11 protein-coding genes are annotated in these 14,784 nt (G+C 63.7%); 10 read left to right on the plus strand and 1 reads right to left on the minus strand.

All coding sequences use genetic code 11. The features are described from left to right. Positions 1 to 258 precede the first annotated feature (258 nt). The 5 genes from BLR35_RS08390 to BLR35_RS08410 all read left to right on the plus strand — a co-directional run bounded on the left by BLR35_RS08390 (position 259) and on the right by BLR35_RS08410 (position 5,796). On the plus strand, positions 259 to 534 hold the full coding sequence (locus BLR35_RS08390) for a PadR family transcriptional regulator (protein WP_090380343.1): 276 nt from the start codon (positions 259 to 261) through the stop codon (positions 532 to 534). 298 nt (positions 535 to 832) lie between these two features. Next, a complete protein-coding gene (locus tag BLR35_RS08395; RefSeq protein ID WP_090380347.1) occupies positions 833 to 2,128 on the plus strand; it encodes an MgtC/SapB family protein in 1,296 nt (431 codons plus the stop codon). Positions 2,129 to 2,175: 47 nt separating this feature from the next. After that, a complete protein-coding gene (locus tag BLR35_RS08400; RefSeq protein WP_090380350.1) occupies positions 2,176 to 3,519 on the plus strand; it encodes an aminotransferase class III-fold pyridoxal phosphate-dependent enzyme in 1,344 nt (447 codons plus the stop codon). Between the two features lie 354 nt (positions 3,520 to 3,873). Beyond that, on the plus strand, positions 3,874 to 5,394 hold the full coding sequence (locus BLR35_RS08405; protein WP_090380353.1) for a globin-coupled sensor protein: 1,521 nt from the start codon (positions 3,874 to 3,876) through the stop codon (positions 5,392 to 5,394). A 60-nt stretch (positions 5,395 to 5,454) separates the two neighbouring features. Continuing rightward, positions 5,455 to 5,796 (plus strand): hypothetical protein, encoded by a 342-nt coding sequence (locus BLR35_RS08410; protein WP_090380356.1) that lies wholly within the window; start codon positions 5,455 to 5,457, stop codon positions 5,794 to 5,796. Here BLR35_RS08410 and purD read toward each other — a convergent pair whose 3' ends face one another. Next, positions 5,797 to 7,089 (minus strand): phosphoribosylamine--glycine ligase, encoded by a 1,293-nt coding sequence (gene purD / locus BLR35_RS08415; protein ID WP_090380359.1) that lies wholly within the window; start codon positions 7,087 to 7,089, stop codon positions 5,797 to 5,799. Between the two features lie 131 nt (positions 7,090 to 7,220). On the opposite strand from purD, the gene BLR35_RS08420 reads away from it, so the two are divergent. From BLR35_RS08420 to acnA, 5 genes are all read left to right on the plus strand, one after another. After that, positions 7,221 to 8,045: a hypothetical protein gene (locus BLR35_RS08420; RefSeq protein WP_090380363.1), complete on the plus strand. Its 825-nt coding sequence runs from the start codon at positions 7,221 to 7,223 to the stop codon at positions 8,043 to 8,045. 76 nt (positions 8,046 to 8,121) lie between these two features. After that, entirely contained in the window at positions 8,122 to 10,155 is a 2,034-nt protein-coding gene (locus BLR35_RS08425; RefSeq protein ID WP_090380367.1) for a prolyl oligopeptidase family serine peptidase, read from the plus strand. Positions 10,156 to 10,201: 46 nt separating this feature from the next. Further along, positions 10,202 to 11,230 (plus strand): thymidylate synthase, encoded by a 1,029-nt coding sequence (gene thyA, locus BLR35_RS08430; RefSeq protein ID WP_090382869.1) that lies wholly within the window; start codon positions 10,202 to 10,204, stop codon positions 11,228 to 11,230. Further along, positions 11,227 to 11,754: a dihydrofolate reductase gene (locus BLR35_RS08435; RefSeq protein ID WP_090380370.1), complete on the plus strand. Its 528-nt coding sequence runs from the start codon at positions 11,227 to 11,229 to the stop codon at positions 11,752 to 11,754. The genes thyA and BLR35_RS08435 overlap by 4 nt, the downstream gene beginning before the upstream one ends. 259 nt (positions 11,755 to 12,013) lie before the next feature. Next, on the plus strand, positions 12,014 to 14,779 hold the full coding sequence (gene acnA / locus BLR35_RS08440; RefSeq protein WP_090380373.1) for an aconitate hydratase AcnA: 2,766 nt from the start codon (positions 12,014 to 12,016) through the stop codon (positions 14,777 to 14,779). Positions 14,780 to 14,784 lie beyond the last annotated feature (5 nt).

The following is a 14,784-nucleotide window of genomic DNA, read 5'->3' on the forward strand; positions in this document are numbered from 1 at the left end:
AATCGACGTCGACTCGATCAATCGTCAAATCGCTCTACTGCGTCGACCCGATTCCGGAATATAAATATACAGAAACGTATCTCGCGTACCCTAAACATGAACACCTCGTTATGTGTGTGGCCACTACGATCCGTCATGGCCGTTATCATTCCGATGGATCCAGTACGGCCCGCTGTTGATGGCGATATTCGGCCTCCAGTAGAGCTGTCCCGATAGCCTTATTAAAATTCGACAGTAAGTACGAGTGGTACTTTCCCAATGTACGACCTGACAGGATTCCAGCGTGACCTCCTCTACGTCATCGCTGGCGAGGAGGAACCCCATGGACTGGCGATCAAAGAAGAGCTAGAGGAGTACTACGAGAAGGAGATTCACCACGGCCGTCTGTACCCGAACCTCGATACCCTCGTCGACAAAGGACTCGTCGAGAAGGGACGCCGCGACCGACGAACGAACTTCTACACCCTCACTCGACGTGGCCAGCGCGAACTCGAGGCACGTCGCGAGTGGGAGTCGCAGTACGTCGAACTGTAGTGTCACCCTGACGTAATCGTCGGGTTTCACACGTCGAACCGGTGTGGTTTGCGGTCACCCCTTTCTCTCGGCGTGTCTGGCTCCTGCGGTATCGACCGGAGGCCGTTTGACGTCGTGTCGACCGTTCCTGTATCCTCGCTCGTGTTCGTAGTGTCGGTCGTCACAGTCGTCCGACCGACCGCGTCCTGCCGTCGCCACGACTGCGGCGACAGACACCAAACTCGGGCCGTGAACTGTCCGTTCTCCGTGTGTCGAATCCAGCACGGCGCTTATGTGCGATCACGGTGAATAGTCGGCAGTGAACGAGGTCGCGCTGCAGATCGTCGACGCCCCCCTCGAGGAGACGGTCGTCCGGATCGCACTCGCGGGCGCGCTCGGGATGTTTCTCGGCCTCGAGCGCGAGTGGTCCCAGAAGTCCGCCGGGATCCGAACCTTTTCGCTCATCAGTCTGCTCGCAGCAGTTTTCACGATCCTCGTCCTCGAGACGGCGGTCGGCGAGAGTCTGTTGATACTGGGTGGATTGCTCGTAATCGTCCAGGGTGTGTTACTGGCCGTCCAGGGACTGCTGAGCGACGACGAGTCGACCGGCCTCTCGTTGACGACGTCGGTCTCGATGCTCGTCGCTTACGGCGTCGGCGCGCTCGTCGCGGCGGGATTCATCATCGAGGGCGTGACCGTCGCCGTCCTCTCGTCACTGTTGCTCGTCCTCAAGCGTGAACTCCACGAGTTCGCGTGGGGGCTCTCCCGCCAGGAGATGCGTTCGACGACCGAGTTCGCCATCCTCGCGTTCGTCGTCTATCCCCTGTTGCCACCCAACTACGACCTCGAGATCGGGACGGTCACGCTCGAACTCGAGCCACAGGTCATCTGGCTCATGGTCGTCGCCGTCGCCGGGATCGGGATCGTCAACTACGCGATCGTCTCGACCTACGGCGGCCGAGGGATCGCTGTCACTGGATTTTTCGGTGGTCTCGCGTCCTCGACGGCCGTCGTCGGTACGATGCTCGACCACGTCAACCAGCGCCCGGAGGCATCGTCGTACGCTGTCGCAGCGATCTTGCTCGCGAACGCTGCGATGGCCGCCCGGAACCTCGCGATCGCCGTCGGGTTCACTATCGGCGGTGGTACGGCGCTTCTCGTCGAGGCGATCATCCCGCTCGGAGCAGTCATCCTGCTCGCGTTCGCCATCGCAGGGGTCACCGCCGACTGGAGCGAATCCGGCCCGATGGAACTCGAGAGTCCGTTCTCGATGAAAAACGCGTTAGCGTTCGGTGCGGTCTTCCTGGTCGTACTCGTGTTCGGATCTCTTTCCGAGGAGTGGTTCGGGGCGCTCGGCTTCTACGCGACCGCCGTCGCGAGCGGCTTCGTCTCGAGTGCGGGCGCGACTACGTCCGCGGTCGTCCTCTACCGAGGCGGCCAACTGGGGGCGGCCGAGGCGACGCTTGGCATCCTGCTGGCGACGGTCTCGAGTATCGTCGTCAAGGCGTTGCTGACGACGGCATCGACGAATCACGTCTTCCGGAACCAGGTTGCGGCCTACAGTGCTGCATTGTTACTCGGTGGTGCAATAGCATCTGTGATTCTGGTTATCTAACCGAACTAATCTCGAATTCTTTTAATCCCCCGAGGTGAAGTGTGCGTATGGACAGAGAGACGATCGAGCCGACCGTCGAGACGGTACCGGACGAGCGAGCGAAACAGTGGGCCGAGTATCACCACCAGTTCGCCGCACCGAGTACGTACGTCTACGAGTTCGTCTGGGACACGAGCGCCGAGGCAGTCGGCCCGTTCTGTACCGACGTCGATGGAAACGTCCTGCTGGATTTCACCAGTCACGTCGCCGCCGCCCCGCTGGGATACAACAACCCTGCTCTCCGCAAGAAACTCGAGGAGTTCGACCTGGTCGATCCGCTCAAGATCGCCGGTCAGGACTTCTACGTTAGCGCCGGCGGGTCACCTTCCGATCCCGACCTCCCGGGGCCGAGTCAGTTGATGGAGCGACTGGTCGACGCGACCGACCACTACGACATGGATCGCGTCTTCCTCTCGAACTCCGGTGCCGAGGCCGTCGAGAACGCGATCAAGATCTGTTACGCCTCGGGCGGACACCGCGGATTCACTACCGAAGGCGCGTTCCACGGGCGCACGCTCGGTGCGCTCTCACTCAACCGGTCGAAGAGCGTCCACCGGAAAGGGTTCCCGGAAGTTCCCGGCATCGTCAGCGTTCCCTACCCCTCGACCCAGGAGGCCTACGAACGCCGCTGGCTGACCGACGGCCCCGGCGGGAACGTCGTCGCCGACAAACTCCACCCCGATCAGGGTGTGATCGACCCCGAGGAAGTCGCGTACCTGATCTTAGAGCCGATCCAGGGCGAGGGTGGCTACCGACCTGCCCACCCCGAGTTCGCACGCGACCTCGAGGAACTGCGCGCGGAGTACGACCTGCACGTGATCGCCGACGAGATCCAGTCCGGACTCGGCCGGACCGGTGAGATGTGGGCGGTCGACCATCTCGATCTCACGCCGGACGTCATCTCCGCAGGAAAAGGCCTTCGCGTGGGCGCGACGATTTCCCGGTCGGACGTCTTCCCCGAGGAAAAAGGCCGGCTCTCCTCGACGTGGGGCGCAGGCGACCTCATCGCCTCGATGCAGGGTGCGCTTACGGTCGACGTCATCCACGAGCAGAACCTGCTCGAAAACGCCCGTACTCGAGGTGAACAACTGCGCAGCCGGCTCGAGGACGCCGTCGAGGACCGGTCGGAACTCGTCGACGTTCGCGGCCGCGGACTCATGCTCGCCGTCGAGTTCGACACCAAAGATCGGCGCGAGGCGGTCGTCGAAGCCGCGTTCGAGCGCGGACTGCTCACGCTGGGCTGTGGGCACAAGACGCTGCGCCTGCTGCCACCGCTCGACGTCACCGAACGCGAGATCGATCTCGCGCTCGAAGTGCTGCTCGAGGCGATCGACGACGTGACGTCGGCGTAGTCGCGACCGACTACGAGGGATTGCGGTCGCCTGCGCGAAAACTGCTGTTTTTCGAGACGGATTGGGAACGCACTCCTGTGGCACATCGAGCAGATGTGTGAACGGTTATCCTCCATTTGATGGGCCAGTAAAATGAAATAGCGTGCATTAGATACTGGTTCCATGGTCTCCGGCGTGGCGTTGCCCGCCTTCGTTTCCGACGCAGGTACCCGTCGATCCGATTCGCCAGTTCCCGATCCGGCAGTCGGGACGGAAGTCGGCCTGAGAACCAGGCGAAGGGGAATCGCCACGGCTAATCGCGACGTGCGACTCCGGTATTCTATCTGAGTCGTCTCCCGGAGCAATCACACAATCATGACGAAATCGAATACGACCTTCCTGACGGACGAGAAGCGACGAGAAATCGACGGCAGCGAGCTCCTCGACGACCTCGAGATCGACGACGACGAGATCGGGTTCCGGAAACGACTCGCCCAGTTCGACGAAGCGGATGCGAACCGGCTGGCCGAGATGGAACCGATCTTCGACGACCTCGAGGACGACGCGGTCGAGTCGTTCTACGACCACCTGCAGTCTCATCCGGAGACGAACGCTATCTTCGATCGCTCCTCGCGGTCGATAGACGAACTCGAGGGACTCCAGGCACAGTACCTGCGTGGACTGGGGCGTGGAACGTACGATCGATCGTACTTCGAGAGTCGAGCCCGGATCGGGAAAGTCCACGAGTTGATCGACCTCGAGCCGAAGATCTACCTCGGATCGTACGCGCTGTACTACGAACACATCCTGGACGGGATCGCGTCGTCGGCCGTCGAACGCGCTCTCGATCGACACGACGGTGAGGACACCGAAGATACCGAAGTCAGCCGGGAGACGCTCGAGACCGAACTCGAGGCGGTTTCGGCCGAGATCGAAGAACGAACGCTCTCGGTGCTGAAACTGCTACTACTGGATCAGCAGGTCGCGATCGACACCTACATTCGATCCTACAGCGAGATCGAGGAGGAGATCGAACGTCAGCAACGCGTCGCCGACGAGGTCGAGCAGTCGGTCGAGCAGCTAGAGTCGAACAGCTCTGCCGTCGAGGAGAGCACCGAGGAGATAACCGACATCACGAACGAGCAGGTCGATGCCATCGAGGAAGTGGCACGGGAGGTGTCGGATCTCTCGGCGACGGTCGAAGAGATCGCGGCGAGTGCCGAAGAGGTCAACGCGACCAGCGAGGAAGCCGAAGAAATTTCGGAGACGGCCGCCGAAGCCGCCGAAGACGCGATCGAAGAGATCGAAGACGTCGAGGCGGCGACGACCGAGGTCTCGGACGACATCGACCAGTTGCGAGACAGCGTCGACGAAATCGACGAACTCGTCGCGGTCATCGACGACATCGCCACGCAGACGAACCTGCTGGCGTTGAACGCTGCCATCGAAGCCGCCAACGCCGGGAGTTCGGGCGACGGGTTCGCGGTCGTCGCGAACGAGGTCAAGTCGCTGGCCGAAGACTCCCAGGAACAGGCGGAGTCGATCAAGAAGACGATCGATCGCATCCAGGAGAACACGACGGAAACCACCGAGAGCATCGAAGTCGCCAACGATCGAGTCTCGCGGGCCGTCGACGAGGTCCACCGGACGGTCGACGGACTCGGGCGAATCACCGACGCCGTCGGCGAAGTCTCGAGCGGAATCGAGACCGTCGCGGACGCGACAGACGATCAGGCGGCGAGTACGGAGGAGGTTGCGAGTATGATCGACCGGATCGCCGACGACGCCCGTGATATCGCCGACGAGATGGAAGACGTCGCGAGCGCGATCAGCGAGCAGAGCGACCGAACCGAAGAGATCGAGTCGTCGGTCGCTCGCCTGACCGACGACAAGTAACGGACGGTCGTCGTACGAAAGCCCGGTTCTCTTTTCGCTGGTCGACCAACTCGAGCCACGATGATCGGAGCCTACACCGTCGGCAAGAAAGCGGTCACGTTCGGCTACAAGCGCTACGGCATTCCGGGAGCGGTCGCCTCGGGCGGCGTCGCACTGGCGGGATACGTCGCCGTCCGACGGGCGCTGCGTTCGCGGACCGACGCGGACGACGCTACGCTCGAGTCGGCGATCGATGCTGATTCGATCACGTCGGCGGTTCGAAACGAGGGGCTCGAGGCGGTGACGAACACGGAGACGCTCGGCGATGCGATCGACGAGGACGAACTGGGGTCGGCGGTCGACGTCGAAGACCTCGGTTCGTCGATCGAAGACGCGGACGAGTTGTCGGAGTCCGAGGAGTAGCTACTCGCCGCGAAGGTCGTTCACGTGGTCGATTCGCTGCTGGACGAGGTCGGGTTTCCCGATGTCGTGGCGGACGTGCAGCCCCTCGTCGCCGGCGACTGCGAGCGCGTCCTCGGCAATTTCCTCGGCGTCGGTGATCGAGTCTGCGACGCCGACAACGGCGAACGCACGCGAGGTCGTCGTGTAGATGCCGTCGTCGCGTTCGTCCACACTGGCGTAGTAGAGCAGTGCATCCCCTGCACTCTCCTCGTCGACTTTCACTTTCGCGCCCGCGTCGGGATCCGTCGGATACCCCTCGGGGACGGCGTACTTGCAGACCGTCGCCTGGTCTGCGAACTCGAGTTCCGGGATTGGTTCGCCGTCTCGAGCGGCGGTGAGCACGTCGAGAAAGTCCGTCTCGAGGACGGGCAGGGTGTTCATCGCCTCGGGATCGCCAAAGCGGGCGTTGAACTCGACGACTTTCGGACCGTCGGCGGTGAGCATGAACTGGCCGTAGAGGATTCCTCGATAGTCCTCGAGGGCGTCGACGGTCGCCTCGATGATCGAGACGGCCTCCTCGTAGTCGTCTTCGGTCATGAATGGAAGCGCGGTCGTCGCGTCGGAGTAGCTCCCCATCCCGCCGGTGTTCGGTCCCTCGTCGCCCTCGTAGGCGCGCTTGTGGTCCTGGACCGCGGGTGCGGTCTCGAAGGTGTCGTTGGCGACGAACGCCTGAATCGTGAACTCCTCGCCGATCAGCCGTTCCTCGAGGACGATCCGGTCGTAGTCGGACTCGCGGATGTACTCTTTGCCCTCCTCGGCGGTGACCTGGTCGCCGATGACCTTGACGCCCTTGCCGCCCGTGAGTCCGGCGGGCTTGATCGCCAGGTCGCCGTCGTACTCGTCGATGAACTCACACGCGGCGTCCATGTCGTCGAACGTCTCGAAGTCGGGACAGCCCGGCACGTCGTTCTTCTCCATGAACCGCCGCTGGAAGGCCTTGTCCGTCTCGATGCGGGCGTCTTCCTCCTTCGGGCCGAAGGCGTAGACGCCGGCGTCTTCGAGTTCGTCGGCGACGCCCGCCTCGAGCGGCGCTTCGGGGCCGATGACGGCGATGTCGGCGCTGATCTCTTCAGCGTACTCGAGGACTGCCTTGGGGTTGGTCGTCTCGAGCGTCTCGAACCCTTCGGCGATCCGGGCGATGCCGGGGTTGCGGTTGCCAGCGCAGGCGTAGAGGTCGGCGTCACTGTCCTCCAGTGCGCGTGCGATGGCGTGTTCGCGGCCACCGCCACCGATCAGGAGCACCGTCTCTGTCATGGTCGATAGCGGGACGCACGTTGGTGTAAAGGTTATCCTTTATCGAGAGTGTGTTGTACACGAACGTGGCTAAGTTCTGTGGGGTCGAGTCAACGAAACGACTATACAAAACGCGGGTAACTGTTGTCGATATGAACCGCCGCCCGTTCCTCCAGACGATCGCAACCGGCGGAGCCCTCCTTTCTGCTGGCTGCGTCGAATCGATCCCGTTCACGACGACGCGACTCGAGTCGGAGGACGTGTTCGAGGAGTACTGGTACGAGGAGACGGAACTGGTCGTCCAGTTCCGCGAAGACGTCGACGTCGAACGCGCAGTCCTGACCGACCTGGGGACCGACGAGGAGTACGAGACGACCGAACAGCCCGGCCCGACCGTTCGATTTCCGGTCGTGTTCCCGGAACGGCGGGAGACGTACCTCTCACAATCGTTGCGGGTCACAGCCGAAACGCCCGACGGAGAGGGTCGACTGGGGGTTGGAGGACCAGTCCACGCGTATGTAGACACGCTCGAACCCCTTCCGGACGGTCGGGCCCGCCTCGAGATCGAGAGTCAAACCGACGCGCCGTTGCTCGTCGGGTTCGTCGGTGTCTACGGCGACGTGCCGAACCCGACGGCCGACCCACAGAGTGATTCGTTCGATCCGTCGACGTTCGAGGCAGAGCCGGGGGTCGTCGGCGTCGGAGCGAACCGACCGCTGTCACCGTCCCGGACCGATCTCGTCGTTCCGCCGGGAGAGACGCGGGCCTTCGAGACGACCTACGCACCCTTCGCGTTCTCGGATAGCACGGCCTCGAGCGCCTGTGACGGCGAGGAACGTCGGGGGAAGGTCGCGGTCGTCCACGGCTCCGGCGGGAGCGCGGCATACGACTTCACGTACCGCCTCGAGGGGGAATCGGCGGCGCTCGAGGACGGACTCGAGGCCAGCGTGTGCGACGAAATCCAAGGCGGGCGGTGATCGGACTGCGATCGCGGGTCTCCCACGACTCGCTTGACCGGTCGTTTCAAGGGACCTGCGTCTGTACCGGATCGGTATGTCCCCTGACACCCCTCCACAGACGAGGCGCGAGAACACCAGCTACGAGCGACACGGCGATATCGTGGAGGATCCGTACCGCTGGCTCGAGAAGGGCGGCGAGGACGTCGACGAGTTCGTCGACCGACAGAACGAGTACGCCGACGCCTACCTCGAGTCGCTCGAGGTTCGAGAACGGCTCCACCCGCAGTTCGAATCGCTCGCCCGAACGACCGATTACGGCTCGATCACGCCCGCGCTGACCGGCTACTTCCAGGAGGTCGAAACCGCCGACGACGACCAGCACGTCCTCTCCTTCCGCGAATCGCTCGAGGACGACCGCGAGGCGCTCGTCGATCCCAACGAGTTCAGCGAGGACGCCACGAAGTCGATGGGCTGGTGGACCGTCTCACCGGAGGGCGAGCGACTCGCCTACGGCGTCGACGAGGGCGGCGACGAACTGTACGACGTGACCGTCGTCGAAGTTCCGTCGGGCGACGTCCTCGAGGAGCTACCCGCCCTCGGCCGCGCGAACGCCGGGATGTTCGCGTGGACACCGGACGGCTTCTACTACGGCCGTACCGGTCTCGAGGGCGAGGCCCAACTCGAGACGGAGATTTGCTATCACGAGCACGGTGACGACATCAACGAGGACGCGCTGGTGTACGAAGTCGACGATCCGGCGACGTGGCCGATGCTCACGACAGACCGTGACGGCAAGCACCTGCTGGTCGCGCTCGTGGCGGGCTGGGAGCGAAGCGACCTCTACTACGCCGATGTCGGCGAGACCGAACTGACGCCGGTGATCGCCGACGCCGAACACTTCTACATGCCGCTGATCCACGGCGACACGGCGTACGTCCGAACCGATCTCGATGCCCCATACTATCGCTTCCTCGAGATCGACCTCTCCGGAGACGTCGGCGAAGTCGAACCTGCCGACCTGCCCGAGGTCGTCCCGGAACGCGAGGGGATCGTGAAGGGGGCGACGATCGCCGACGATCGTCTGCTCGTCCAGTACGAACGCGCGGCCGTCTCCGAACTCGAAGTGTTCGACCTCGACGGCGATCACCTGCGATCGATCGAGTTACCGGGAATGGGAACGGTAACCGGATTGAACGGCAACCCTGACACGCCCGAGGCCTTCTTCGGGTACCAGTCGTTCGACCACCCGCCGGCGGTGTTTCGATACGATCTCGAGTCGGACGCCTCCGAAGAACTGGATCGTCCCGATATCTCCCTCGGGTTCGATCTAACTGTCGACCAAGTCCGCTACGAGTCGGCCGACGGCACCGAGATTCCGATGTTCGTCGTCCACCGTGCCGACCTCGAGCGCGACGGCGACAACCCCGCGTTGCTGTACGGCTACGGTGGCTTCGAGAACAGCGAGACGCCGGAATTCCAGAAATTCGGTCGCGAGTTCCTCCGCTCGGGGGGCGTCTACGCGAAGGCGAACCTCCGTGGCGGTGGCGAGTTCGGCAAAGAGTGGCACGAGGCTGCCCGCGGTCCGGACAAACAGAACACGTTCGACGATATGATCGCCGCCGCGGAGTACCTGATCGACGAGGGGTACACCTCGAGTGAACGGCTGGCGATCTGGGGTCGCTCGAACGGCGGGCTAACGGTCGGCGCGGTGATGACGCAACGACCCGACCTGCTGGCTGCGGTCTGCTGTCACGTCCCGCTGCTCGACATGCTCCGGTTCCACACGTTCCTTCTCGGGGCGTCCTGGACGAGTGAGTACGGCTCCCCCGACGATCTCGAGGCCTACGAGTGGATTCGAGAGTATTCGCCATACCACAACGTCTCGGAGCGCGAGTATCCCGCCGTCTTCTTCGAGACCGCCGAGGACGACACGCGGGTCCACCCGGTTCACGCCTGGAAGATGGCCGCCCGCATGCAGGCGGTCGCCGACGGTGGTCCGTTCCTCTGCAAGACGAATCGCGACACCGGCCACGGCACCGGCAAACCGACGTGGATGATCGTCGAGGAGCAACTCGACACCTGGTCGTTCCTCTTCGACCAGCTCGCGGTCGAGTACGTCCGACCGTAGTTCGTTCCGGAACTGCTAAAGAACGAGCCGACGAATGGGCGTGACGATGCGACAGTACCTCGAGTTAGTCGACAGCGCACTCTCCGGGGGCACCTACAAGCCCAACCGGACCGGCGTCGATACGATCTCGTCGTTCAGCGAACACTACGAGGTAGACCTCCAGGAGGGGTATCCGCTCCTGACGACGAAGCAGATGGACGGCTACCGCTGGAACTCCATGCTCCACGAGGTCTGCTGGTATCTCTCGGGCGAGGAGCACATCCGGGACCTCCGCGAGGAGACGAAGATCTGGGACGCGTGGGCCGACGAGGAGGGGCGTCTCGACACCGCCTACGGCCGGTTCTGGCGACGATACCCCGTTCCCGATCAGGAAGCGCAACTCGAGGGCGAGTCCTGGCCGGACGACGCCCACCGGTGGGTCACCGTCGAGGAGGGCAACGACGGTGGGACGCGACGCACGTTCGACCAGCTACAATACGTGGTCGACACGCTCTCGGATTCGCCGAACTCGCGACGACTGGTCGTCAACGCCTGGCATCCCGCGAACGCCGCGGTGTCGACGCTGCCGCCCTGTCACTACAGCTTCGTCTTCAACGTTCAGGGCGACCGGCTGAACTGCCACCTCACGCAGCGGTCGGGTGACATCGCCCTCGGGGTGCCGTTCAATATCGCTGCGTACGCGCTCCTGACGAAGGTCGTCGCCCAGCAGACCGGCTTCGAACCGGGCACGTTCGCCCACACGGTCGTCGACGCCCACGTCTACTGCGGCCGCGGCGACCGCGGCGAGTGGTACGCCGACAACCTCGAGGCCCTGCAGTCTCGACTGGCCGACGTCGAGGACCGCGGGGAGTACCTCTCGATCAAGGAGTGGCTCGAGTCCGAAGCCCCCGCCGAGGCCGAGGGCGACGAACGGCTGGACCACGTTCCCGGCCTGCTCGAGCAGCTCTCGCGGGAACCGCTCGAGCGCCCGACGCTCGAGGTCGCCGACGCCTCGATCGACGACCTGACCTACGAGGACGTCTCGTTGCAGCAGTACGAGTCCCACGACGGGATTCAGTTCTCGGTGGCCGAATGACTGCGGCGTCGCTCGAGACCGACCTCGAACTCGTCGGGATCGCAGCGGTCGCCGACAACGGCGTCATCGGTGTCGACGGCGAGATGCCCTGGCACCTCCCCGAGGACCTGCAGCACTTCAAGGAGACGACGATGGATCATCCCGTCATCATGGGGCGAGTGACCTACGAGGGAATTCTCGAGGCGCTCGGCGAACCCCTTCCCGGTCGGACGACGATCGTGTTGACGAGCCAAGACCTCGAGACGCCGGAAAACGCCGTCGTCGCGAACGATCTCGGGGAGACCCTCGAGAAAGCCGAAACTGCTGCAGTCGAACGACACGGCACGAATCGCGCGTTCGTCGCGGGCGGCGGAACGGTCTACGAGGCGTTTCTCCCGACGCTCGATCGACTGATTCTCACCGAAGTCCACGACGAACCGGACGGGGACACCACCTTCCCCGAGTGGGATCGAGACGCGTTCCAGGAAGTCGACCGCGACGAGCGCGACGGGTTCGCGTTCGTCGAGTACGTTCGCCGCGACTGATCGAAACCGACTCGGTCGCCGCCAATACGGACCGCTGTAAGTCATCGCCGGAGCGACCGAGAGGGGGTCGTACCGGGAACGGTACAGTACTCCGTCTGCTTTTCCTTCACACGGTTCGTTCTCGAGCCCTGACCGGGCCTCTCTCGCTCTCCTCCACCCCTCATATAAAACCGTGTATTTCCCGCCAAATATTGGGTTGTTATAGTCTCTACTAACGATTCTCGAGGGTTTGAAATACCTTGCCTACCCAGAACGGGGTATGGCAACTGATGAGTTCTCGGAGGCGATCCGGGAGTTCGAACACGACGGCGAGACGTACAAGATGGCCGACCTCACGGTTCTCGAGGAGGAAGGGCTCTGTGACCTCGAGAAACTGCCCGTGAGCATCCGGGTTCTGCTCGAGTCGGTGCTCCGAAACGCGGCGACAGAGGGCGAGACTGTCGACGCGGACGCGGTCCGCGCTGCGGCGTCCTGGGAACCGGACGTTCCGGACGCCGAAGTACCGTTTACGGTGTCGCGGGTCGTCCTGCAGGACCTGACCGGCGTCCCTGCGGTCGTCGACCTCGCGGCGCTTCGCTCCGCGGCCGACCGCAAGGGCGTCGACCCGACGGTCGTCGAACCCGAAGTCCCCTGTGACCTCGTGATCGACCACAGCGTGCAGGTCGACCACTTCGGCAGCGCGGACGCCTACGAGAAGAACGTCGAGATCGAGTACGAACGCAACGAAGAGCGATACCGCGCGATCAAGTGGGCACAGCAGGCGTTCGACGAGTTCAACGTCGTCCCACCGGGAACGGGAATCGTCCACCAGGTCAACCTGGAACACCTCGGACGGGTCGTCCACGAACGCGAGGAGGGCGGCGACCAGTGGCTCTACCCCGACACGCTCGTCGGCACGGACAGCCACACTCCGATGATCGGCGGCATCGGCGTCGTCGGCTGGGGTGTCGGTGGTATCGAGGCCGAGGCCGCGTTGCTCGGCCAGCCGATCAACATGTCGCTGCCGGAAGTCGTCGGCGTCCGTCTGACGGGCGAACTCCCCGAGGGGGCGACAGCGACGGACCTCGTGCTCCACATCACTGAGAAACTCCGCGAAGTCGGCGTCGTCGACAAGTTCGTCGAGTTCTTCGGCCCCGGCGTCTCCCAGCTTTCGGTTGCGGACCGTGCGACCATCTCGAACATGGCCCCCGAACAGGGGTCGACGATCAGCATGTTCCCCGTCGACGAGAAGACCCTCGAGTACCTCGAGTTGACGGGTCGCGACGAGGACCACGTCGAACTCGTCCGCGAGTATCTCGAGGCACAGGGGCTGTTCGGCGAGCAGGACCCCGAGTTCACCGAGGTCGTCGAGTTCGACCTCGGCGACGTCGAGCCGAGCCTCGCCGGTCACAAGAAGCCTCACTCGCGCATCCCGATGGGCGACCTGGACGAACACTTCCCCGCGTTGCTCCAGGAGGAGGGCGTCCTCGGTGCCGGCGGTGAGCCCGCAATCGGTGACGGCGGTGCCGCAGCCGACGACTCGAGCGCCGCCGGACCCGGGCTCGCTCTCGACGAGAAAGTTCCCGTCGAACTCGAGGACGGTACGGAGATCGAAATCGGTCACGGCGACGTCCTCGTCAGTGCGATCACGTCCTGTACGAACACCTCGAATCCGTCCGTGATGGTCGCCGCCGGCCTGCTCGCACGCAACGCTGCCGAGGCCGGCCTCGAGGTGCCCGACTACGTCAAGACCAGCCTCGCACCCGGAAGCCGGGTCGTCACGGAGTACTTAGAGCGTGCGGACCTGCTCGAGGATCTGGAGGAACTGGGCTATCACGTCGTCGGCTACGGCTGTACGACCTGTATCGGGAACGCCGGCCCGCTACCGGACCCGGTCGAGGAAGCCATCGACGAACACGACCTCTGGACGACGAGCGTCCTCTCCGGAAACCGTAACTTCGAGGCGCGTATCCACCCGAAGATCAAGGCCAACTACCTCGCCAGCCCGCCGCTGGTCGTCGCCTACGGTCTCGCCGGCAAGATGGACATCGACCTCGAAGAGGAGCCGATCGGTACGAACGCCGAGGGCGAGGAGGTCTACCTCGAGGACGTCTGGCCCGATCCGGAGGAAGTCCGCGAGACGATCCACGACAGCGTCTCGCCCGATATGTTCGAGGAGAAGTACGCCTCGGTCTACGAGGGTGACGACCGCTGGGAAGCCCTCGACGCGCCCGAAGGCGAAGTCTACGACTGGGATCCCGAGTCGACCTACATCCGCGAGCCGCCGTTCTTCCAGGACTTCCCGCTCGAGGAGCCCGGCGTCGACAACGTCTCCGACGCCCGTAGCCTGCTCATGCTCGGCGACACCGTCACGACCGACCACATCAGTCCCGCTGGACCGTTCGGCGAGGATCTGCCCGCCGGCCAGTGGCTCAAAGAGCGCGGCGTCGAACCCTACGAGTTCAACACCTACGGCTCGCGACGCGGGAACCACGAGGTCATGATGCGGGGTACCTTCGCCAACGTCCGTATCGAGAACCAGCTACTCGACGGGAAGGAAGGTGGGTACACTATCCACCACCCGACCGACGAGGAGACGACCGTCTTCGAGGCCTCCGAACGCTACCGCGACGAGGACACGCCGCTGGTCGTCATGGCCGGCGAGGAACTGGGCACCGGCTCGAGCCGCGACTGGGCTGCGAAAGGAACCGACCTGCTCGGTATCCGCGCGACCATCGGCAAGAGCTACGAGCGCATCTACCGCGACAACCTCATCGGTATGGGCGTCCTGCCCCTGCAGTTCGAAGACGGCGAGGGCTGGGAGGAACTCGGCCTCGACGGATCCGAGTACTTCCAGATCGACGGACTCGAGGACGGCCTCGAACCAAACGCCGAACTCGAGGTCACTGCCGAATCCGACGACGGCGAAGTGACCGAGTTTACGGTGACGGCACAGGTCGATACGCCGATGGCCGTCGAGTACGTCGAAAACGGCGGCGTGCTTCACCTCGTGCTCCGGCGCCTGCTCGAGGAAGAACTGAACTGAACAGA

This window comes from Natronobacterium texcoconense, from assembly GCF_900104065.1.
Classification (GTDB): Archaea; Halobacteriota; Halobacteria; order Halobacteriales; family Natrialbaceae; genus Natronobacterium; species Natronobacterium texcoconense.